This window comes from Marinobacter sp. NSM (genome assembly GCF_052380025.1).
Classification (GTDB): Bacteria; Pseudomonadota; Gammaproteobacteria; order Pseudomonadales; family Oleiphilaceae; genus Marinobacter.
Genome location: NZ_JBQTCK010000009.1, coordinates 1 through 20,709, shown reverse-complemented (window position 1 = coordinate 20,709; position 20,709 = coordinate 1). Strand labels below are relative to the sequence as shown.

General features: G+C 58.0%; 15 protein-coding genes and 1 tRNA gene. 10 read left to right on the top strand and 6 right to left on the bottom strand.

Annotation, left to right across the window (positions count from 1 at the left end):
* Positions 1 to 62: 62 nt before the first annotated feature.
* From ACTZWX_RS16145 to ACTZWX_RS16130, 4 genes are all read left to right on the top strand, one after another.
* Positions 63 to 2,363: a DUF1631 domain-containing protein gene (locus tag ACTZWX_RS16145; RefSeq protein ID WP_444714778.1), complete on the top strand. Its 2,301-nt coding sequence runs from the start codon at positions 63 to 65 to the stop codon at positions 2,361 to 2,363.
* A gap of 168 nt (positions 2,364 to 2,531) precedes the next feature.
* Positions 2,532 to 3,080 (top strand): 1,6-anhydro-N-acetylmuramyl-L-alanine amidase AmpD, encoded by a 549-nt coding sequence (gene ampD, locus ACTZWX_RS16140; RefSeq protein ID WP_444714829.1) that lies wholly within the window; start codon positions 2,532 to 2,534, stop codon positions 3,078 to 3,080.
* Positions 3,081 to 3,968 carry a regulatory signaling modulator protein AmpE gene (gene ampE / locus ACTZWX_RS16135; protein ID WP_444714777.1) on the top strand — a complete coding sequence of 296 codons (888 nt, stop codon included), beginning with the start codon at positions 3,081 to 3,083 and terminating at the stop codon, positions 3,966 to 3,968.
* 115 nt (positions 3,969 to 4,083) lie between these two features.
* Positions 4,084 to 6,114: a methyl-accepting chemotaxis protein gene (locus ACTZWX_RS16130; protein ID WP_444714776.1), complete on the top strand. Its 2,031-nt coding sequence runs from the start codon at positions 4,084 to 4,086 to the stop codon at positions 6,112 to 6,114.
* Between the two features lie 32 nt (positions 6,115 to 6,146).
* Here ACTZWX_RS16130 and ACTZWX_RS16125 read toward each other — a convergent pair whose 3' ends face one another.
* The 5 genes from ACTZWX_RS16125 to ACTZWX_RS16105 all read right to left on the bottom strand — a co-directional run bounded on the left by ACTZWX_RS16125 (position 6,147) and on the right by ACTZWX_RS16105 (position 12,916).
* Complete coding sequence (locus ACTZWX_RS16125) at positions 6,147 to 6,704, bottom strand: cob(I)yrinic acid a,c-diamide adenosyltransferase (protein ID WP_061332692.1); 558 nt, start codon at positions 6,702 to 6,704, stop codon at positions 6,147 to 6,149.
* 23 nt (positions 6,705 to 6,727) lie between these two features.
* A complete protein-coding gene (locus ACTZWX_RS16120) occupies positions 6,728 to 7,612 on the bottom strand; it encodes a ketopantoate reductase family protein (protein WP_444714775.1) in 885 nt (294 codons plus the stop codon).
* A gap of 4 nt (positions 7,613 to 7,616) precedes the next feature.
* A complete protein-coding gene (locus tag ACTZWX_RS16115) occupies positions 7,617 to 10,469 on the bottom strand; it encodes a valine--tRNA ligase (RefSeq protein WP_444714774.1) in 2,853 nt (950 codons plus the stop codon).
* Positions 10,470 to 10,926: 457 nt separating this feature from the next.
* Positions 10,927 to 11,436: a DNA polymerase III subunit chi gene (locus ACTZWX_RS16110; protein ID WP_444714773.1), complete on the bottom strand. Its 510-nt coding sequence runs from the start codon at positions 11,434 to 11,436 to the stop codon at positions 10,927 to 10,929.
* Positions 11,426 to 12,916, bottom strand: coding sequence for a leucyl aminopeptidase (locus tag ACTZWX_RS16105; protein WP_444714772.1), 1,491 nt, complete (start codon positions 12,914 to 12,916; stop codon positions 11,426 to 11,428). Before ACTZWX_RS16105 ends, ACTZWX_RS16110 begins: the two co-directional genes overlap by 11 nt.
* A 226-nt stretch (positions 12,917 to 13,142) precedes the next feature.
* Here ACTZWX_RS16105 and lptF point away from each other — a divergent pair, with 226 nt between their 5' ends.
* Together lptF and lptG are read left to right on the top strand one after the other, a co-directional pair.
* The gene (gene lptF, locus ACTZWX_RS16100) at positions 13,143 to 14,246 is read left to right on the top strand and encodes an LPS export ABC transporter permease LptF (protein WP_061332696.1); all 1,104 of its coding nucleotides are present in this window, start codon (positions 13,143 to 13,145) and stop codon (positions 14,244 to 14,246) included.
* On the top strand, positions 14,239 to 15,300 hold the full coding sequence (lptG, locus tag ACTZWX_RS16095) for an LPS export ABC transporter permease LptG (protein WP_444714771.1): 1,062 nt from the start codon (positions 14,239 to 14,241) through the stop codon (positions 15,298 to 15,300). The genes lptF and lptG overlap by 8 nt, the downstream gene beginning before the upstream one ends.
* 19 nt (positions 15,301 to 15,319) lie before the next feature.
* Here the strand turns inward: lptG and ACTZWX_RS16090 are convergent, their stop codons facing one another.
* Complete coding sequence (locus tag ACTZWX_RS16090; protein ID WP_058090304.1) at positions 15,320 to 15,877, bottom strand: RDD family protein; 558 nt, start codon at positions 15,875 to 15,877, stop codon at positions 15,320 to 15,322.
* 159 nt (positions 15,878 to 16,036) lie between these two features.
* Between ACTZWX_RS16090 and alaS the strand changes: the two genes are divergently transcribed.
* The 4 genes from alaS to ACTZWX_RS16070 all read left to right on the top strand — a co-directional run bounded on the left by alaS (position 16,037) and on the right by ACTZWX_RS16070 (position 20,597).
* A complete protein-coding gene (gene alaS / locus ACTZWX_RS16085; RefSeq protein WP_444714770.1) occupies positions 16,037 to 18,667 on the top strand; it encodes an alanine--tRNA ligase in 2,631 nt (876 codons plus the stop codon).
* 107 nt (positions 18,668 to 18,774) lie between these two features.
* The gene (locus ACTZWX_RS16080; RefSeq protein WP_152438384.1) at positions 18,775 to 20,013 is read left to right on the top strand and encodes an aspartate kinase; all 1,239 of its coding nucleotides are present in this window, start codon (positions 18,775 to 18,777) and stop codon (positions 20,011 to 20,013) included.
* 171 nt (positions 20,014 to 20,184) lie between these two features.
* On the top strand, positions 20,185 to 20,382 hold the full coding sequence (gene csrA, locus ACTZWX_RS16075) for a carbon storage regulator CsrA (protein WP_022989559.1): 198 nt from the start codon (positions 20,185 to 20,187) through the stop codon (positions 20,380 to 20,382).
* A 125-nt stretch (positions 20,383 to 20,507) separates the two neighbouring features.
* Positions 20,508 to 20,597: transfer RNA gene (locus tag ACTZWX_RS16070), tRNA-Ser, on the top strand.
* Positions 20,598 to 20,709: the final 112 nt, after the last annotated feature.

Below are 20,709 nucleotides of genomic sequence, written 5' to 3'. Positions count from 1 at the left end.
GCCGTATCATGTCATAAATAGAAATTCCTAGCGATATCGCCGATCAACACCGGAGCATCTCCATGGCGCACGATAACAAGGTTGTCCATTTATCCGGCCAGAAACCGGTGGGCCGGTTTTCGCTTCCGCCTGCTCTTATACGGTTACGTGACGCATCCGGTCAGTCTCTGAAATCTGTGCTGGGGTCTTTCTTCGAGCAGGCAGACGACAGTCTGTTCGCCCTTGCGGATCGGGCTGGTTCTAATCAGGACCAGACAGCGTACTTCGATGCCATGCGGGAGCTCAGACTGCGCCGCAAATCCATGGCGGTCTCGATGCTTCAGTATGTCAGCCAGGCCTTCAATGAATTTGGGCGCTTCAAACCCTCGCACTCCGGCTCTGCCCTTGAGGAAGTCGATCAGGATTCCCTGAGCCTTCTGGATCACTCAGAACTGGAGCAACAGGTCGCCATTGATAATCTGGTGACCAAGCTGCGCAATCGCTACCAGGAGCCGGTCCGGATGCTGGCCGCTCGGGTGCGCCACCTGATGCCCGAGATTCAGATGTCTGATGATCAGATGCCCCTGAGCCCCGAGGTTATCTGTGGCGGAATCGCCGAGGCCTGTTCTGACCTGGATATCGATATTCGTGCCAAGCTGGTTGTGCTCAAGCTCTTTGAGCGCCTGCTGGTGGACAAACTCGCAGCCCTGTATGACCAGGCAAATAAAACTCTGTTAGCCGAAGGCGTGTTGCCCGATATGCGCCGGGCGCCTGTTGGCGGTTCGAAGTCCCAGCCAAAACGGCCGGTGCCACAGGCAGGAGCCCCGGCGTTGTCGCCAGGACAGGCAGGTGCCGAGCAGGGGGGCAGTGGTGCTGCCAGCTTCCCCACGTTTTCGGAATTGAGTGCGTTGCTGCATCAGGGAGAGAACTCTTCCGCCGCAGGCAGTCTGCCCGCGGGTGGCGTGACCCTCGATACTGGCGGGTTGATGGCCCGGCTCAGTGACCTGCAAGGTTCTCTCACCCAGGTATCCGGGGTAGAAGTGGTGCCATTGCGCCAGCAGATTGTCTCGGTCCTGCAGGAGCCCGGCGGCAAGAAAGCCACGTTGGGCCAGGTTGACGGCGATGTGGTCAATCTCGTATCGATGCTGTTCGATTTCATACTGGAAGATCGGCAATTGCATCCGGTGATGAAGGCGCTGATCGGGCGTTTGCAGATTCCGGTCCTGAAGGTTGCCCTGAGCGATCGTAATTTCTTCAATCGTGGCGGTCATCCGGTTCGCAAACTGTTGAATGAACTCGCACTGTCGGCGATAGGCTGGTCCGAAAAGCGCCAGGGCATGCGGGATCCGCTCCGGGAAAAAATTGAAGAAGTGGTTGATCGTGTCCTGAATGAGTTCACCGACAATGTCGAATTGTTCGAGGAGTTGCTTAAGGATTTCGGCCACTTTATGGATCTGGACCGGCGCCGTCGTGAGCTGGTTGAGCAGCGTCTTCGGGACGCTGAGGAAGGTCGGGCTCGCCAGGAACGTGCAAGCCAGGCGGCCACCAAGCTCATTCAGGAAGAAACTGCCGGCCGTGATATTCCAGCTACGGTGATGCAGATTCTCAGCGAGCCCTGGACTCGTTACCTGCAATGGGTGGTACTGCGTCAGGGCGAAGAGAGTGAGCAGTGGCAATCCGCCTGCGCGGTCACCGAGCGCCTGATCTGGAGTGTGGACCCAAGGCCGGTATCGGATGAAACACGCTCTGAGCTGCTTCGGGCAATACCGGAGGTGGTCGAGGACCTTCGCAGTGCTTTGCAGGAAATTTCCTGGGACCCGTTCTCAACCGATGCTGCCATTCGTGACCTGGAACTGGCTCACGTTGATGTTTTCCAGAAACTGGTAACGGCACCGGTCAGCGACGCCGAGAAGGCGCCAGAAGACCATGCCATGGCCGAAGAGGAACTGGATCAGCCGGAGCAAATGCTGGCGTCTCCGGAACCTCAGGTGGATGCCGGTGCCCCAGAGCAAGTCGCGCAGCCTGAAATCGAACCGGTCGTGGCGGAGAGCGTTCAGAGTGACGCGCAGCCGGCAACGGAAACGCCGTCTGCTCCGGTTGTTGCGTCTGAATGGCTGGCCCGGGCGGATCAGCTCCGGGTTGGCTCGTGGATCGAGATGGTGCGCGATGATACCCGTGTGCGCTGCAAACTGGCGGCCTTCATCAAGGCAACCGGCAAGTACATTTTTGTCAATCGCAGCGGCGCCAAGGTGGCAGAGTACCATCGGGATGATCTGGCGGTGGCGCTGCAGGAAGGCGTTATTACGCTTCTCAACGACGGCCTGATTTTTGATCGGGCGCTGGAATCCATCATCGATAATCTGCGCCATAGTCGAAAGGATTGAAGGCGCGAATCCGCACCGTTCCATCCATAGCATCCACCGTCGCTTTGTGATTCAATCGATTGAACATCATAAAGCGACAGTGGATACGCCTTGCCAATCTCTGACCCTTTCAATCAAGACTGCAAACATAACAACGACCCCCTCTCCAGCCAGGCTGAACAGTTAAGGCTGACCGGCCGTTACCCTGGCAGCCGATGGGTGCCCTCGCCGAATTTTGGTGCAAGGCCAGAGGGCTCTGCCATTTCCCTGCTGGTGGTTCACAACATCAGCCTGCCTCCCGGGCAATTCGGGGGAACGGAGATTGAAGACTTTTTCTGTAACCGGCTTGATCCAGCCGCCCACCCCTATTTTGAAACCATCGCCGCCATGCAGGTCTCCGCTCATGCCCTGGTACGTCGTGATGGTTCCGTTGTGCAGTTTGTCAGTTGTTTGGACCGGGCGTGGCATGCCGGCCGCTCCTGTTTTGACGGCCAGGAAGAGTGCAACGATTTCTCTATCGGTATCGAACTGGAGGGGGCAGACGATATTCCCTATACGCCCGAACAGTACCGGATACTCGCAGACATGGCGCGGTTGACCATGATGGCCTGGCCCAAAATCAGCGCAGAGCGCATTACCGGCCACAGCGATATTGCGCCTGGCCGGAAGACCGATCCTGGTCCAGCGTTCGACTGGCGGTATTTTTCCCAGCTGTTGGCCCATGAGGAGATCGCCTGAATGGTGTTTGTCGTGTTTCTTTTGGCCTACCTTATTCGGCGTCAACTGGATAGCCGGAACCGGCTTGATGGCGACGTGCTTTGGCGTGCCTGGTTTCACCGGGGCGCGAAAATCCAGGCCGGAAAGGAGGATGCCATTACCTCCGGGCTGATCTGGGTCCTGCTGCCCGGCCTGGCGTTGGTGGGCGTTGTGTGTCTGCTAGAATGGTATGGGTTCAGGCTGGCGGCCTATCCGCTGGAGCTGATCGTGCTGGTGTTGCTGATGGGAGCGCCGGGTTGGCGGCACCAGTTACGTGACTATTCGGAAGCCTGGAGCCGGGGCGACATGCAGGCTGCCTGGCGACATATCCAGAACCGGTTGCCACCGGAAGAGCGGGGCGCTGCGCTGTCACCAGAGGCCATGCATCTGTCGTTATCCAAGGCTCTGGTGATCGGGGTTTTCGAGCGGTTCTTCCTGGTGGCTTTCTGGTATGTGGTGGGTGGAATAGGTGCAGCCATGGTTGCCCGTGGCCTGGTGGCGTTGTCTGAGCAATGGCCGCAGCAAGCGGCCCGCGCCCGATTCCGCACCCTGGCCAATCTGGCCAGCTGGATTCCTGCACGCCTGCTGTCCTGCACGCTGGGGCTGGCCGGTGATCTCGCGGGCTGGTCGAGGGAAGCGAAGAAAGTCCTGCCCGGTTTTGGAAGAAAAACCTCGGAAGTCCTCATGATTTCCGCAAACGGGTCGTTAACCGGTTATGCGCTTGATCCCGCCCAGTTCGCGCGGTTGCACCCGGACGAGTGGACAAGTTTTGGCGGGCGTAGCCTGGCGGCCATACGGGGCTTGTTGAACCGAAGCATGCTGGTGTGGATCTGCGTTGCCGCGTTGCTGGTGATTGCCGGGGTGGTCTGAGGAGTGTCATAAAACATTACAGAATAACACTTAAAGGTGATTAAGTTTTTCCGACCTTGGGCGATAATCAAGCAAAGAATAAAGAGTCAGTTAGTAGAATCAGCGAGAGGGCACCGTGAAATATTTGATCAATCCAGCTGTTAGCCTGATGAATCGGCTGCCCATGGTCTACAAGTTCAGCCTAATCAGCATCTTGTTCCTGGCCCCGATCATTGTCCTGTCGTGGTTGGTTATTTCCAGCCTCAATCAATCCGTTCAAACCATGACCCGCGGTATCGAGGGTCTTGCCGATCTTCGCAAGGTAGACCAGCTATTGTCTGCGTCTATGGCTTATCGTGACTATCAGGCACCGGGTGTCCTGAAGGATGAAGACGAACTCCTGGGCAAGGCGGGTGCGGCGGCGGAGCAGATTGATGGCCTGTTTTCCGACCTTGTGGGGGACAACCGCTCGTTCGATTCCTCTGGCTCCTGGAAGGATCATGTTCTGGCCCTGCAGGCGGAGTGGGAACAACTGAAGCAGGATGACAATTACCAGGGCAACATCGACCCTCAGTTCAAGTACTACCACGAGTTTGTCCAGAAGGTGCTGGCGCTGTTGCCGGCGACTATTGAAATTTCGGGGCTGGGACAGGATGCCTCCCGGGAAAATCTGTTGTTGCTTGGGCTGGTGCGCAATGCGCTGCCTGAGGCGAGGACGGTTGTTGGAAGGGCCCGATCTTACGGTATCTTTGCCCTGGTGGATGGCCAGGTGGGTTATAACCTGAGTGAAATTCTGAATGAAATCTATGACCAGCTGACCAACCGCAGTTCCCTGCTGTCGCCTGCCTTGTTGGTTGCGGTTGAAACCTCGCCCAAGCTGTCAGGCAGAGCCGGTGGCGCTGTGACGCGGGTCGATGAAAGCCTGATGGCGCTGCGCGAGCAGCTGGACCTGAACATCATCACCCCGATGCGCCTGGAACAGCCCTGGCAGGAATTTGATGCCACCGTCTCCAACCAGCTGGACTACTACGATTCACTCAATGACAGCATTTTCAATGTGGTTTCCGGCAACCTTGAACAGCGCCTGCAGCGGGAGACCGGTCAGCGGCGGATGATTGTAGGTGCCCTGATCGGCGTGATGCTTCTGGTGGTGTACCTATACGTTGGCTTCTTTATGTCAGTGAGAACTGCCATTAACCGGTTCAGTGAGGCGGCTCGCAGCGTCGCCGCTGGTGACATGACGGCGCACATCCAGCTGAACAATCGTGATGAGCTGGGCGAGCTGACCACCGAATTCAATAACATGACAGACCGGATTGCCGAACTGATCCGCTCTGTCAGCGGGACCACGAATGATGTTGATAGTCAGGCGGTGAGGGTTAACGAGACTGCAGCAGCCAACAGTGAAGCGGTGGCCCGCCAGATGGAAGAGACCGGCCAGATCAACGAAGCCATGGGGCAGATGGTGGAGGCGGTCAACGAAGTGACTGAAAGTGCCCACCGGGTAGCGGACAGCGCCGGTAGTGCAGAGCGTGATACCGAGACGGGCCGACAGGTTGTGGCGGCTACCGTGCAAACCATTAACCGTCTTGCGGCAGAAATCGCCGGTGCGGTAGAGGTAATCAATCGGGTCAGTTCAGACAGCGACAACATCAGCCAGGTGTTGGTGGAGATCAAGGCCATCGCCGAGCAGACCAACCTGTTAGCGCTGAACGCTGCCATTGAAGCGGCCCGGGCCGGTGAACAGGGGCGCGGTTTTGCGGTGGTGGCTGATGAGGTGCGCTCACTGTCTCAGCGCACCCACAAATCGACCGAAGAGATTGAAGGCATGATCTCCCGCCTGCAGGGTGGTGTTAAAGAAGCGGTCTCTGCCATGACCTCTAGCCACGATGCCACGGAGCAAACGGTTCAGAAATCCGGTGAGGTGACCGAAGCGCTGGATCGCATTGCCGCTGGCATCTCTGAAATCGTGGACATGAGTCACCAGATTGCCCAGGCAGCGGAAGAGCAGTCTGCGGTGGCGAAGAACGTTAACGCCAACGTGGAGCGTATCGGGGAGTTGGGGCATAGCACTGCCTCCAACGCCGAAGAGACGCTGGCGTCTTCCCGTCAGATGTCGGAGTTGACGGCGTCGCTTCAGCGTCTGGTAGAGGCGTTCAAGGTATAGGGCGTTTGCCTGCGATCGAAAAAATCCGGCCCTCAGAGGCCGGATTTTTTTTGTTCCCAGAGAATTTCCTGGCTGCCATCCCGGCGGGCCAGCACGCGGGCAATGACAAACAGCAGGTCAGACAGCCGGTTCAGATAGTGGCGGGACGCAGTATTGATGGAATCTTCGTGGCCCAGTGCTACCACCACGCGCTCTGCGCGACGGCAAACGGCCCGGGCCAGATGGCATTGTGCGGCGGCAGGGCAACCTCCGGGCAGAATGAAGTTCTTCAATGGCGGCAAGTCGGCATTATGCTCATCCAGGGTCTGTTCCAGCCAATCAATGTGGTCGTCGCTGATGACTTTGCTGCCAGGAATTGCGAACTCGCCGCCAAGATCAAACAGGTGGTGCTGAATCCGCCGGAACGTCTCGATCAGGCCGTCACCGGCTGGTAGCGTTTCAATCAACACTCCGATGTGGCAGTTGAGTTCATCCGCCATGCCCATGGCTTCCACGCGCTGGGCATTCTTGGCGATGCGGTTGCCATCGGCCAGCCCGGTAGAGCCGTCGTCACCGGTGCGAGTGTAGATTTTCGACAGGCGGTTGCCCATGTGTTTGCTCCCTGAATAAGTGATCAGTTCAGTTGTTGTACCCGTTCGGTGAGCATTTGGTTCACCGGTGTTGCAATGCCGTGCTGCTGGCCAAGCCTGGCCAGGTAACCGTTGATGAAGTCGATTTCCGTGGGGCGCCCTGCCAGCACATCCGCGCGCATGGAGGAGGTGTTGGTGGCGGTTCTGCGGGCGACCGCCTCAACGCCGTCGCGCAGGGCTTCCGGGGCTTGCTTCGGTTGCCCTGCGGCGCCCAGCAGGCGGCTGATTTCTTCGCACAAGGGATCAATCCATTGCTGGTAGAACGGCTGCTTCAGTATCTCGCCGTTGGGGCAATCCAGAATGGCAGTAAAGGCGTTGATACCGGCGTTGATTACCAGTTTCTGCCAGAGTCGGTCAAGGATATCCCATTCAGGGTGAACCTCAAGGCCGCTTTCGGCAAGTTGCTGCGCAACCCGGTCCACCAGGGGATGTCCGATAGGGTTTAGAGCGCCCACCCAGGTGGCGCCACGGCCCGCGTGCACGGTCAGGGCTGGCTCCGGACGGTTGGCGCCTTCGGTGGTGGAGGCCGCCAGCACCGGGCGCTGCGGCCAGGTTTCTGCAACCTGCTGTTGGCTGCCCAGGCCGTTCTGGAACAACACGATAGGCGTCGACTCGGGAATTGAGGGCAGGGCAGCTTTGAGGGCTTCGAGGGTATCGCCGGCTTTGGTGGTCACCAGTAACAGCTCCGGTGACTGGCTGGGCTGTAACCAGGGAATGGTAACGCGGAAGGATTCGCCTTCGATGGGCTGAAAGCGGTAATAGACGGGATCGGGCGCCTGGCCAGGGCGGGGCACAAACGCTACCTGCCCGGCAGGTAGCGTTGCGGCCCAGAGCCGGCCCAGGGAGCCGGCGCCGAGAATGGCAATCATGGCCTTACATGGCCTCGATTTCAGCCCGCTGTGCACTGAGCCGCTGCAGGCTGCCCTGGGCATCCTTCAGCTTCTCCTGCTCTTTCTCGACCACCTCGGCCGGGGCCTTGGCAGTGAACTTCTCGTTGTTGAGCTTGCCTTCCAGGCGGCCAATTTCCTTGTTCAGGCGGTCCAGTTCCTTGTCCAGGCGCTTAAGCTCGGCATTTTTGTCGATCAGTCCGGCCATGGGCACCAGCACTTCCATTTCGCCCACCAGCTGGGTGGCGCTCATGGGGGCCTTGTCGCCCTCGAACCACTCCAGTTTCTCCAGCTTGGCCAGGGACATCAGGAACTGGCGGTTGTCGTTCAGGCGGCGCTGGTCGTCGGCATTGCCGCCTTTGAGCAGTACCGGTACCTGTTTGCCCGGGGAGATGTTCATCTCGCCCCGGATGTTACGCACGGCTACGATCACGCCTTTCAGCCATTCGATATCTTCGGCTACGGCGGCATCCTGCTTGCTGGCATCCGGCTGCGGGTAGGGCTGCAGCATGATGCTGTCGCCCTGTTTGCCGGCCAGCGGCGCAATGCGCTGCCAGATTTCTTCGGTGATGAACGGCATGATCGGATGCGCCAGGCGGAGTACGGCTTCCAGTACGCGTACCAGGGTACGACGGGTGCCGCGTTTAGCTTCGGCGCTGGCATTGTCGTCGCTCAAGGCTGGCTTGGACAGTTCCAGGTACCAGTCGCAGTATTCGTTCCAGATGAACTCATACAGGGCGTAGGCGGCCAGGTCAAAGCGGTATTGATCCAGGTGGCGGATCACCTCCTGCTCGCAGTGTTGCAGTTCGCTGATGATCCAGCGGTCTGCCAGGGACAGTTCCACCGGCTCATCGTTCACGCCGCAGTCTTCGCCTTCCGTGTTCATCAGCACGTAGCGGGCGGCGTTCCACAGTTTGTTGCAGAAGTTGCGATAGCCTTCGAGGCGCTTCATGTCCCAGTTGATGTCACGGCCGGTGGTGGCCATGGCCGCCAGGGTAAAGCGCAGGGCGTCGGTGCCGTGGGCCGCGATACCTTCCGGAAATTCCTTCTCGGTGCGCTTGCCGATTTTCTCGGCCAGCTTGGGCTGCATCAGGTTGCCGGTACGTTTTTCAAGCAGATCCGGCAGGCTGATGCCGTCGATCATGTCCAGCGGGTCGATCACGTTGCCCTTGGACTTGGACATCTTGTCGCCGTGCTCGTCCCGGATCAGGCCGGTCACGTAAACGGTTTTAAAGGGTACCTGTGGGGTGCCGTCTTCGTTCTTCATGAAGTGCATGGTCATCATGATCATCCGGGCAACCCAGAAGAAGATGATGTCGAAACCGGTCACCAGCACGTCGGTGGGGTGGAAGGTTTTCAGGCGTTCGGTGATTTCCGGCCAGCCCAGGGTTCCGAAAGTCCACAGGGCGGAGCTAAACCAGGTGTCCAGTACATCGACGTCCTGCTTGAGTTCCAGTGTGTCCGAAAGCTGGTGCTTGCTGCGCACCTCAGCCTCGCTCCGGCCTACGTAAATATTGCCGTCGGCGTCATACCAGGCCGGAATCCGGTGGCCCCACCAGAGCTGACGGGAGATACACCAGTCCTGGATGTCGCGCATCCAGGCGAAGTACATGTTTTCGTACTGTTTGGGCACGAACTGGATGCGGCCATCTTCCACCGCTTCAATAGCCGGTTTGGCCAGGGTCTTGGCATCGGCAAACCACTGGTCGGTCAGCATCGGTTCAATGATCAGGCCGGAGCGATCGCCGCGGGGCACGCTCAGTACGTGGTCTTCGATCTTCTCGACCAGGCCCGCCAGTTCCATGTCGGCGACAATCTGCTTACGGGCCGCTTCCCGGCTCAGGCCGGCGTAGGCGGCCGGCAGGGCGCTGTTGATTTCGGAATTCTCGGTGCCGTCGGCATTGAAGACTTCGGCCACCTCGCGAATATTGGCGTCCTGCGTCAGAACGTTGATCATGGGCAGGTTGTTGCGCTTGCCTACGGCGTAGTCATTGAAGTCGTGGGCCGGGGTGATCTTCACGCAGCCGGAGCCTTTTTCCGGATCGGCGTGGTGGTCGGCCACGATGGGAATGCGGCGGTTAACCAGCGGCAGCAGCACGTGCTGGCCAATCAGGTGCTGGTAGCGCTCGTCGTCCGGGTGGACGGCCACGGCGGTGTCGCCCAGCATGGTTTCCGGGCGGGTGGTGGCCACGATCACGTAGTCTTTGCCGTCCTGGGTTTTCTGGCCGTCAGCCAGTGGGTAGCGCAGGTGCCAGAAGTAGCCTTTTTCTTCCTTGTTCTCTACTTCAAGGTCGGAGATGGCGGTGTGCAGTTTCGGGTCCCAGTTCACCAGTCGTTTGCCGCGGTACACCAGGCCTTCGTCGTACAAGCGGATAAACACTTCCTGCACGGCTTTGTAGAAGCCGTCGTCCATGGTGAAGCGTTCGTTGTCCCAGTCGACGGAGTTGCCGAGGCGGCGGATCTGCCGGGTGATGGTGCCGCCGGAGTGTTCTTTCCAGTCCCAGATGCGCTTGATGAATTCTTCCCGGCCGAGGTCGTGGCGGGTTTTATCTTCTTCTGCGGCCAGTTTGCGCTCGACAACCATCTGGGTGGCGATGCCGGCGTGGTCGGTTCCGACGGACCACAGTGCGTTACGGCCCTGCATGCGTTTGAAGCGGGTGAGGGTGTCCATGATGGTGTGCTGGAACGCATGGCCCATGTGCAGGCTGCCGGTCACGTTGGGTGGCGGGATGGCGATGCTGTAGGAGTCGCCTTCGCCGCTGGGGCGGAAATAGCCTTTGGATTCCCAGTTTTCGTACCACTGGCGCTCGATGTTTTCTGGCTGGTAGGTTTTTTCCATGGGATTATGCAGTGACCGTTTTGGTTGATTCACATAGGGAAATTCTGAGTGGGCCGATTATACATGGTCGCTTTGGTTGCGGCGAACCTTCGAGGCTCGTCGAGGCTTCGGTTTCGGTAGCCTGCTAGGTTGGTGCTTTGTGGGGTTGGGGGTAGGCTTTCCAAAAAACGCTACGAGCACCCGCAAGCGGGTCCGGCCAGCAATCACAGATTGCTGTCGTTCGGCTGCGCATGAAGCTTCGCTTCATAAACGCTTGCCTCACCCATGTGCGCTTCGCTCCGGCCATCCATGGCCTACGAGATTTTTGGAAAGCCTACCCCCAACCCCACAGATTTGACTTTGTGCTGTTCGCTGGTGAGTTTAACTTTTCGTTTTTTGTCCGTGTCGGTCCGTGAGCGTCCGTGGCAAAAATCTTTTTCCTTTCGTGTCCTTTCGCGGATTTAGTGGCAAAAAACAATCACCGCCGCCGCATATCATGCACCAGCGCCTCAATCCCCATCGTCCGCAGCTGCTTGTAATGCCCCCGAGTCTGGTTTAGCACCGCCGGATCATTGTGGGCAACCAAGGCCAGCCGCCTGTACTGGTCAGCATCTTCCGGCAGTGTCGAGGACAGCACGATAACGGTATCCCAGTCCGTGGAGGCCGGCGGGTAAAGCAGGATGCCGACCGGATCGGTGCAGGGTGTCGTAGGGTCTTTGGCGATGCCGTGGGGAATGAAGGCATCGGGGGCAATGTTCCACAGCAGGTCGTCGAGTTCTTTGGCCTGGTGTTCGGTGTCGCAGAGGATGCATACGCGGTCGCCCTGCTGCCAGGCTTTGTCCACGAGTTTGGCGGCGTGGAGGTTGCGGGCGGCGGGGGTGTTCTGGGCGAGGATGTGGAACCAGTAGCGCTGGTTCTGGTCGTCCCGGCCGGAGGGGCCGGCAGCTTCGCTGCCGGGTTCCGGTGGGGTTGGCTGGTTATCCTGCATGGGACATCAGGTAGTCGACCAGCAGGGGGACCGGGCGGCCGGTGGCGCCTTTGGCTTTGCCGGAGTTCCAGGCGGTGCCGGCGATGTCCAGGTGGGCCCAGCGGTAGTCTTTGGCGAAGCGGCTCAGGAAGCAGGCAGCAGTGATGGTGCCGGCCGGGCGACCGCCGATGTTGGCCATGTCGGCGAAGTTGCTGTCGAGCTGGCTCTGGTATTCGTCCCACAGCGGCAGGCGCCAGGCTCGGTCGCCGGTGCGTTCGCCGGCGGCGAGCAGTTCGTTGGCGAGTTCGTCGTTGTTGGACAGCAGCCCGGTGGCCTGGTTACCGAGGGCAATGATGCAGGCACCGGTGAGGGTGGCCATGTCGACAACAGCAGCCGGGTCAAACTTCTTCACATAGGTGAGGGCGTCGCACAGCACCAGGCGGCCTTCGGCGTCGGTGTTGAGGATTTCAACGGTCATGCCGCTCAGGGTGGTGACAATGTCGCCGGGGCGGGAGGCGCCACCGTCCGGCATGTTTTCGGCAGCGGCGATTACAGCAACCACGTTGATCTTGGGCTTGGTTTCGGCCAGCACTTTCATGGTGCCGAATACGCTGGCGGAACCGCCCATGTCGTATTTCATTTCATCCATGCCTTCGCCGGGCTTGAGGCTGATGCCACCGGTGTCGAAGGTGATGCCTTTACCCACCAATACGTAGGGTTTGTCTTTGGCTTTGCCGCCACGGTATTCCATCACGATCAGGCGCGGGGGCTGTTTGGAGCCTTTGCCCACGGCCAGGATGGTGTTCATGCCCAGCTTTTCCATCTGCTTTTCATCAAGCACTTCAGTCTTGATGCAGTCGTATTCCCTAGCCATGGCTTTGGCCTGTTCGGCCAGCCAGACCGGGTGGCAGATGTTGGGTGGGGTATTGCCCAGATCTTTGGTGTAATTCATGCCGCGCCCGGTGGACAGACCCTGCTGGAAGGCGTCTTTCAAGGCTTTGGCGGAACCGGAAGCCTGCACCACCACTTTCTTGAGTTTGCGGGCAGCCGGTTTTTCGCTCTTGAACTCGGTGAAGGTGTAGAGCTGGTCTTCCAGAATACGCCCGATCAGGTTCAGGCGGGCTTCTTCGGAGCTGACGGTGTCCTCGCCCTGCAGGCTGGTGTCGGCCAGGGAGATCAGTGCGCTCTTGGATGGGCCGTCTTTCAGGGCGCCCACCATGGCGATCAGTGCCTTGCGAAAGTTGGCTGGCGTGCGGTCGCTGTCTTTGCCGGTGCCGACTACAACCACACGCTGCCATGGTTGGTCGACCAGGGGCAGGGTGTTTACAGACGCGTTCTTGCCAGTCAGGTCGCCTGCTTTTTCAAGTTGCTTGATCAGCCCTCCCAGTGCTTCGTCTGCTGCTTTTGTGGTTTCCGGCCACTCGCCCTTCTCAGGCACCGCGATAACCAGGCAATCGGTTTTGGTGGCGGTGATGGCTTTGCTGCTCAGGCTGAAATTCATGGCAACTCCCGTTGTCAGGTTGTGCTTTGTTGAATGTGGTAGGCGTTGTTCATCCGATGCCAATAGGATTGGGGCAAAAGCTCTATTAATCAAGCGGCAGGCTTGTATCGTTACGATGGCTTTATCGTATCAGGCTTATACTGTCATTCATCGCCAAGGTTACATAGAATACCCGCAGTTTGCGTTATCGACCATCTCACGCTTCGGCGCTGCCAGAGAGACTGATTTGAACATCGTTTTCCGTTACCTCATTCGCCAGATCATGGTCAGCATGGTTGCCGTTTCCGGCATCCTGTTGCTGGTGTTTATGAGTGGGCGCTTTATCAAGTACCTGGGCAATGCCGCAGAAGGCGAGATTCCCGCCGGCGTTCTGTTTTCCATCATGGCCTACCGCTTTCCGGGATTCCTGGAGCTGATTCTGCCTCTGGGGTTGTTTATCGGCATTCTGCTGGCTTACGGGCGGATGTACCTTGAAAGTGAAATGACGGTGTTGTTTGCCTGCGGTGTCAGCGACAGGCAGTTGCTGGCGAAGACCCTGATTGGCTGTGTACCGGTGATGCTGGTTGTGGCCAGCATGAGCCTGTATGTGTCGCCGTGGGGTATGAAGCAGGTGGAGGCTATCTTCAACGAAGCGCGCACCGCAACAGAGTTCGAGATGCTGGCGCCGGGGCGTTTCCAGGATTTTACATCCGGTAGCCGGGTTACCTATACCGAGGCTTTGAGCGATGACAAGCGACAGCTCCAGGGAGTGTTTATTGCTGAGTACGACCGAAATGGCCAAGGGGTGACCTTGATTACTGCCGAGTCTGGCTCTCAGCTGATTGATCAGGAAACCGGCAGTCGGTTTCTGATTCTGGAGAATGGCGGGCGTTTTCAGGGGCGGCCAGGCAACCTGGATTACAACGTTACCCGGTTTGAGGCTTATGGCCTGAAGGTGATGGGCGGTGAGGCAGGTAGCCGGGAACTGGAGGAAGGCATCAGCACGAAGGCGCTTTGGCAATCGGACGATCCGGAAGACCGAGCGCTGTTGCATTGGCGTTTTTCACTGCCATTGATTGTACCCATCGTGACCCTGCTGGCGGTTCGGTTGAGTCGGGTTAACCCCCGCCAGGGCCGTTTCTTCCATCTACTACCGGCGATGCTGGTTTATATCACCTACCTCGGGTTGTTGATCGTTGCGCGGGACGCCCTGGCGGATGGCAAGGTGCCGGAGTGGATAGGCATGTTATGGGTGCATGTGATTTTCCTGGCGCTCGGGCTTTGGTTGCAGTTTGGCCCAGCCTGGCTTTATAAGCGGCGCCTGGAAAAGGAGGCCCGTGCCCATGCGTAGAATTGATGGCTACGTCATGCGCACCGTGGGCGGTGCGATGTTCCTGGTAATGATGGTGGTGTTGTCACTGGACGTGATCTTCGCCTTTATTGCGGAATTGGACGACACCCGCAACGATTACCAGACCCTGCAGGCGCTCTGGTATGTATTTCTGACCTTGCCAAGGCGAATTTACGATTACCTGCCGCTGGGTGCTTTCATGGGGTGCCTGGTTGGGTTGGGTGCCATGGCCAGTTCTTCGGAGCTGACGGTTATCCGGGCTGCCGGTGTTTCCATTCGCCGGATTGTCTGGTCGGCGATGAAGCCGGCCCTGGTTGTTGTGGTGCTGGGGCTGGCCATCGGTGAATACGTTGCGCCGACCACGGAGCGCATGGCGCAGAGCGACAAAGCGGTGGCTCTGGGGGCGAGCACGAATGTCGCGTCGGCCCATGGTGTCTGGCACCGGGAGGGGAACACGTTCATGCACCTGAATGCCGTTCAACCAAACGGCGTATTGCACGGCGTATCTTTGTTCCGTTTTGGAGACGACCGGCAGCTGGAGGTGTCCAGCTTTGCTGAAAGGGCGATTTTCCAGGGCGATCACTGGTTGCTGGAGAAGGTGGTGTCCACGCGCATTGAGGAAGAACGCACCCTTCGCAATGAGCATGCCGTTTTGCGCTGGGAGACCGGGCTGTCTCCGGAAGTGCTGAGTGTGTTGATCGTCAAACCAGAAAACCTTTCCATGGCCGGCCTGTACACTTATGCCACCTATGTGGGAGAGCAGGGGTTGACAGCTGCCCGCTATTGGCTTGCGTTCTGGAAAAAGGCGTTGATGCCGCTGGGTACGGCGGTGATGGTGTTGGTGGCCATTTCCTTCATCTTCGGCCCGTTGCGCTCTGTGACCATGGGGTTCCGCGTGTTCACCGGCCTGCTGGTGGGCCTGTTGTTCAAGTACATGCAGGATTTGTTGGGGCCCATGAGCATGGTATACGGGTTTAATCCGCTCTTGGCGGTGCTGGTGCCGATTCTGGTGAACGCTTTGGTGGGGGCCGTGTTGATGCGGCGGGCCGGCTGAGATGGCCGGCCCGGGCGCATTACTTTTTATTTTTGGCGGTTTTTGATTTGTCTGGTGCGGGCACGGCCACAACCACGCTGTTGGATGCGCGATCGGTCAGCGACAAACCGTTGATCGGGTAGAACAGGGCGATCACAGCGGGCACGGTGAGCAGGAGCGTAAGGGAGCCTACGTAGTAGGCGGCGATCATGGTCAATACGATGACTGCCGCAGCGCTGCCGTAACGGAGCAAGGCCTGGGTCCAACTGACGGACGTGCCATCCAGGTTCTCGATTCGAATGCGCCACACCTGCATGCCCAGGGTTTGGCCGATACGGGTCCAGAAATAGGCGAAGAACAGGTAGAGCACCAGGAACAGGGTGAAGGTGAGGCCCGGGCCGCCCTCGAGTTCGCCTGCCTCGGCCATCTGTTCGTACTGTTCCCAGCCGGTTATCCAGCCTGCAATCATGGTGTAAGCCCAGGTGGCTACCAGCAGCACGGCGATACTGATCAATCCATCGTAGATAATGGCCAGGGCTCGCTTCAGTGCGGTGGCTGGCGGTAAAAGTTCCTCGGCGTTATGAAAGCGTCGGGGCATGGAGTCTCCTGTGAGGTTTCACGTTTTTCCTGTTCTCGGCGTGTGCTAGAGTAGCGTATTTGCACACGCATGTAAGTATTCGTATTTCAATCGCGGACTTGCCGGCTATTCCGGCGGGTTTCAGGCAAGGTGTTAAAGGTCGAAAGGTATCAAAGGTCTATGAAAACCGCAGAGTTGCGACAGGCGTTTCTGGAATATTTCAAGCAGCAGGGTCACACCATTGTGCCGAGCAGTTCACTGGTGCCGGCAGACGATCCTACACTGCTGTTTACCAACGCTGGCATGAACCAGTTCAAGGATGCCTTCCTTGGCCGGGAAGAACGCGACTACACCCGGGCGACCTCATCCCAGAAGTGTGTGCGCGCCGGTGGTAAACACAACGACCTGGAAAACGTTGGCTACACCGCCCGCCACCACACGTTCTTCGAAATGCTGGGTAACTTCAGCTTTGGCGATTACTTCAAGCGTGAAGCCATCAATTTTGCCTGGACCTTCCTGACCGGTGAGCAGCACCTGAACCTGCCCCAGGAAAAGCTCTGGGTAACTGTGTACGCCGAAGACGACGAAGCCTTTGATATCTGGAACAAAGAAGTAGGTGTTCCGGCTGAGCGGATTATTCGCATTGGTGACAACAAAGGCGGCCGCTACGCTTCCGACAACTTCTGGCAGATGGGCGATACTGGCCCTTGTGGTCCTTGCACCGAAATTTTCTACGACCACGGCCCGGATGTGGCGGGCGGACCTCCCGGAAGCCCCGAAGAAGACGGCGACCGCTACATCGAGATCTGGAACGTGGTGTTCATGCAATACAACCGCACCGCCGATGGCGAGATGTTGAACCTGCCCAAGCCTTCGGTAGACACAGGCATGGGGCTGGAGCGGATTGCGGCTGTGCTGCAGGGCGTTCACAGCAACTATGAGATTGACCTGTTCCAGGATTTGCTCAAGGCGGCTTCCGAGATTCTGGGCGGTGCGGCGACCACCGAAGCGTCTCTGCGAGTGGTGGCGGACCATATTCGCTCCTGTGCCTTCCTGATTGCCGATGGTGTGATGCCGTCAAACGAAGGTCGTGGTTTTGTGCTGCGCCGGATCATTCGCCGTGCAGCCCGCCACGGTAACAAGCTGGGCGCAACCCAGCCGTTCTTCTACAAACTAACTGGCGCCCTGGTGGAATTGATGGGCGAGGCCTACCCGCAACTGGTCAGCAGCCGCAAGCAGATCGAGAAGGTGCTGCTGCAGGAGGAGGAGCAGTTTGCCAATACTCTGGATAAAGGCCTGCGATTGCTTGAGCAGGACATTGCCGAACTGAAGGGTACGGAAATTCCTGGTGAAACCGTGTTTACGTTGTACGACACCTACGGTTTCCCGGTAGACCTGACCAACGACATCGCCCGTGAGCGTGGCTTGACCCTGGACTACGAAGGCTACGAAAAGGCCATGGATGCACAGCGTGACCGTGCCCGTGCGGCTAGCAAGTTCGGCATCGATTATAACGCCGCCGGGATCACCATTGACGGCAAGACCGAGTTCACCGGCTACGACCATATTGACGGCCATGAGCGAATCCGTACGGTTCTGGTCAACGGTGAAGAGAAAACCGCCGAGGCTGGAGACGAGTGTGTGGTGGTGCTGGAGCGCACGCCGTTCTATGCGGAATCCGGCGGCCAGGTGGGTGACACCGGCCTGCTGACCTGGAGCGGTGGTCGCTTCCAGGTAACCGATACCCGCAAGGAAGGCGACAACCACCTGCACGTGGGCACACTGGTAGAGGGCGAGTTGTTCCCGGGCCTGGAGGTAGACGCCCGCATTGATCACGCCCGCCGTGAGCGCACCAAACGCAACCATTCCGCCACGCACCTCCTGCACGCAGCGCTGCGCAAGGTTCTGGGGGAGCATGTCACCCAGAAGGGCTCACTGGTTGACCCGGACAAATTGCGTTTCGATTTTTCCCATTTTGAAGCCGTTACACCGGAACAGTTGAAAGAGATTGAGCGTCAGGTAAACGAACAGGTTCTGGAGAATACGCCGGTTCAGGTTGACGTGACCGACATGGAGTCCGCCAAAGAGAAAGGTGCCATGGCTCTGTTCGGTGAGAAGTATGGCGATGTGGTGCGCGTGTTGAGCATGGGGATCGACAGCTACTCCGTTGAGCTTTGTGGTGGCACTCACGTGTCTCGCACCGGTGATATTGGTCTGTTCAGGATTACCTCGGAGAGCGGTATCTCCTCCGGTGTTCGCCGCATTGAGGCGGTGACCGGGTTTGGCGCGTTGGAATGGCTGGACGCCACTGAACGAACCCTGCGCGAAACGGCCCGCCTGGTTAAAGGCACCCGTGAGACCGTCGTGGACAAGGTTCAGCAGGTCCTCGACCGCAACCGCCAGCTTGAAAAAGAAGTTGATACTCTGAAAGCCAAGCTCGCCAGTTCCGCAGGCAGTGATCTTGCTGGAAATGCTGTAGAGGTGGCGGGACTAAAAGTCGTCGCGGCAGAGCTGGAAGGTGCTGATCGCAAGGCGCTGATGGAAACCGCCGACCAGTTGAAGAATAAGCTGGGCGAAGGTGTGGTGGTTCTGGCCACTGTTGACGACGGCAAGGTTACCCTGGTTGCCGGGGTTACCAAGTCTGCCACTGGTCGTATTAAAGCGGGTGATCTGATGAAGCATCTGGCGGCGCAAGTGGACGGTAAAGGTGGTGGCCGCCCGGATATGGCACAGGGTGGCGGTAACGACCCGTCCAAGCTGGCGGATGCCCTGGCAGGTGTTCCGGCCTGGGTTGAACAAAATATCGGTTAAGCAACTGTTTTTGGACGCGGGCGGAGGTTTATAATTCCGCCCGCTTTATTTGATGGGCGGGCAATCGGTGTTCCGCTTTGAGTCCCCGGTTCGGAGTTTGGCAAAACATGGCTCTGTTGGTTCAGAAATTTGGTGGTACGTCCGTTGGTACAACCGAGCGGATTGAGGCGGTGGCTGACAAGGTGTGTCAGTTCCGTAAAGACGGGCACGATGTGGTGGTTGTGGTTTCGGCCATGAGCGGAGAAACCAACAGGCTGATCGCCCTGGCCAACGACATTATGGAAGATCCGGTACCCCGGGAAATGGACGTACTGGTGTCTACCGGTGAGCAGGTGACCATCGCGTTGTTGTCTATGGCGCTGCAGAAGCGTGGCTGTGATGCCCGGTCTTACACCGGCTCACAGGTGCGGATCCTGACGGATAGCAGTCACACCAAGGCGCGGATCAAGCAGATTGATGAGCAGCGCATGCGTGAAGATCTGGAAGCCGGCCGGGTAGTGGTTGTTGCGGGCTTCCAGGGTATTGATGAGCACGGCAACATCACTACGCTCGGTCGCGGTGGTTCAGACACTACCGCGGTGGCACTGGCGGCTGCCCTGAAGGCTGACGAGTGTCAGATCTACACGGATGTGGATGGTGTTTATACAACCGACCCGCGGGTGGTGGACAGCGCTCGCCGGCTCGATCGTATTACATTTGAAGAAATGCTCGAGATGGCCAGCCTGGGCTCGAAAGTGCTCCAGATTCGCGCCGTCGAATTTGCAGGTAAATACAATGTTCCATTAAGAGTGCTTTCTAGCTTCCAGGAAGGTGAGGGCACCCTGATTACTTTTGAGGATGAGAACGCCATGGAACAACCGGTTGTTTCCGGCATTGCTTTCAATCGTGATGAAGCCAAACTGACCATTTCCGGTGTACCCGATACCCCGGGCAGCGCCCTGCGGATTCTGAAGCCGGTCAGCGATGCCAATATTGAAGTGGACATGATTGTGCAGAACGTGGGCGAAGATAATAAAACCGCGTTCACCTTCACTGTTCACCGTAACGACTTCAAACGGGCCCAGGAAGTTCTGCGTGGTATCTCCAGCGAAATTGGCGCTGGCGAAGTGGGTGGCGACAGCAAGATTGCGAAAGTGAGCATTGTGGGCGTAGGCATGCGTTCGCATGCTGGCGTGGCAACCAAAATGTTTGAGGCGCTGTCCAAAGAAGGTATTAATATTCAGATGATCTCCACCTCGGAAATCAAGATTTCGGTGGTGATCGATGAGAAGTATCTCGAGCTGGCGGTTCGTGCACTGCACAGTGCATTCGAGCTGGATCAGGCCGGGGTGGACGAGGGCGCTTAACAGCAGGATGCTCACAAGCGCGCCTTTTTGAGTCATTGATAATAGCTATCGAGATGCGAAGGGGTATAAGTATTATTGCGTCTTTAGTATGATCGGTGATCTCTTTATAAAAGCTATAAGTACAACATTCTGTTGTCGGAACAGGTTGGTTTGGAATAGGGAGAAAGGGATATGTTGATTTTGACCCGCCGTGTTGGCGAAACTCTGATGATCGGTGACGAGATTACCGTTACCGTTCTGGGAGTGAAGGGGAACCAGGTACGTATCGGTGTTAACGCGCCCAAAGACGTCGCGGTTCACCGTGAAGAAATCTATCAGCGGATTCAGTCCGAAAAAGGCTCAGACGAGCCGGAACCGGGCAATCGTTGATCGATAAAAAGCCGCTCGCGGGAAACCTGAGCGGCTTTTTTGATGGTGGGGAAAATCGAGTAGAAAAAACTCGTGTCAACCCTATGAAAACAGAAAAATTATGGTAGTATACGCCCCGTTCTCAAGGAGAGGTGGGTGAGTGGCTGAAACCAGTTCCCTGCTAAGGAACCGTACGAGCAATCGTACCGAGGGTTCGAATCCCTCCCTCTCCGCCATTTCCTTTTGGGAAACGAGAACGGGTTGAATTAGCATTCAACCAATGCGAAAGATGCGCGGCTGTAGCTCAGCTGGATAGAGTACCTGGCTACGAACCAGGCGGTCGGAGGT

Coding starts and splice junctions, on each gene's coding strand:
- ACTZWX_RS16080 (WP_152438384.1), top strand. CDS start 18,775: ATGGCTCTGTTGGTTCAGAAATTTGGTGGTACGTCCGTTGGTACAACC.
- ACTZWX_RS16105 (WP_444714772.1), bottom strand. CDS start 12,916: ATGAATTTCAGCCTGAGCAGCAAAGCCATCACCGCCACCAAAACCGAT.
- ACTZWX_RS16110 (WP_444714773.1), bottom strand. CDS start 11,436: ATGCAGGATAACCAGCCAACCCCACCGGAACCCGGCAGCGAAGCTGCC.
- lptG (WP_444714771.1), top strand. CDS start 14,239: ATGCGTAGAATTGATGGCTACGTCATGCGCACCGTGGGCGGTGCGATG.
- ACTZWX_RS16125 (WP_061332692.1), bottom strand. CDS start 6,704: ATGGGCAACCGCCTGTCGAAAATCTACACTCGCACCGGTGACGACGGC.
- ACTZWX_RS16090 (WP_058090304.1), bottom strand. CDS start 15,877: ATGCCCCGACGCTTTCATAACGCCGAGGAACTTTTACCGCCAGCCACC.
- ampE (WP_444714777.1), top strand. CDS start 3,081: ATGGTGTTTGTCGTGTTTCTTTTGGCCTACCTTATTCGGCGTCAACTG.
- ACTZWX_RS16145 (WP_444714778.1), top strand. CDS start 63: ATGGCGCACGATAACAAGGTTGTCCATTTATCCGGCCAGAAACCGGTG.
- ACTZWX_RS16120 (WP_444714775.1), bottom strand. CDS start 7,612: ATGATTGCCATTCTCGGCGCCGGCTCCCTGGGCCGGCTCTGGGCCGCA.
- ACTZWX_RS16115 (WP_444714774.1), bottom strand. CDS start 10,469: ATGGAAAAAACCTACCAGCCAGAAAACATCGAGCGCCAGTGGTACGAA.
- csrA (WP_022989559.1), top strand. CDS start 20,185: ATGTTGATTTTGACCCGCCGTGTTGGCGAAACTCTGATGATCGGTGAC.
- alaS (WP_444714770.1), top strand. CDS start 16,037: ATGAAAACCGCAGAGTTGCGACAGGCGTTTCTGGAATATTTCAAGCAG.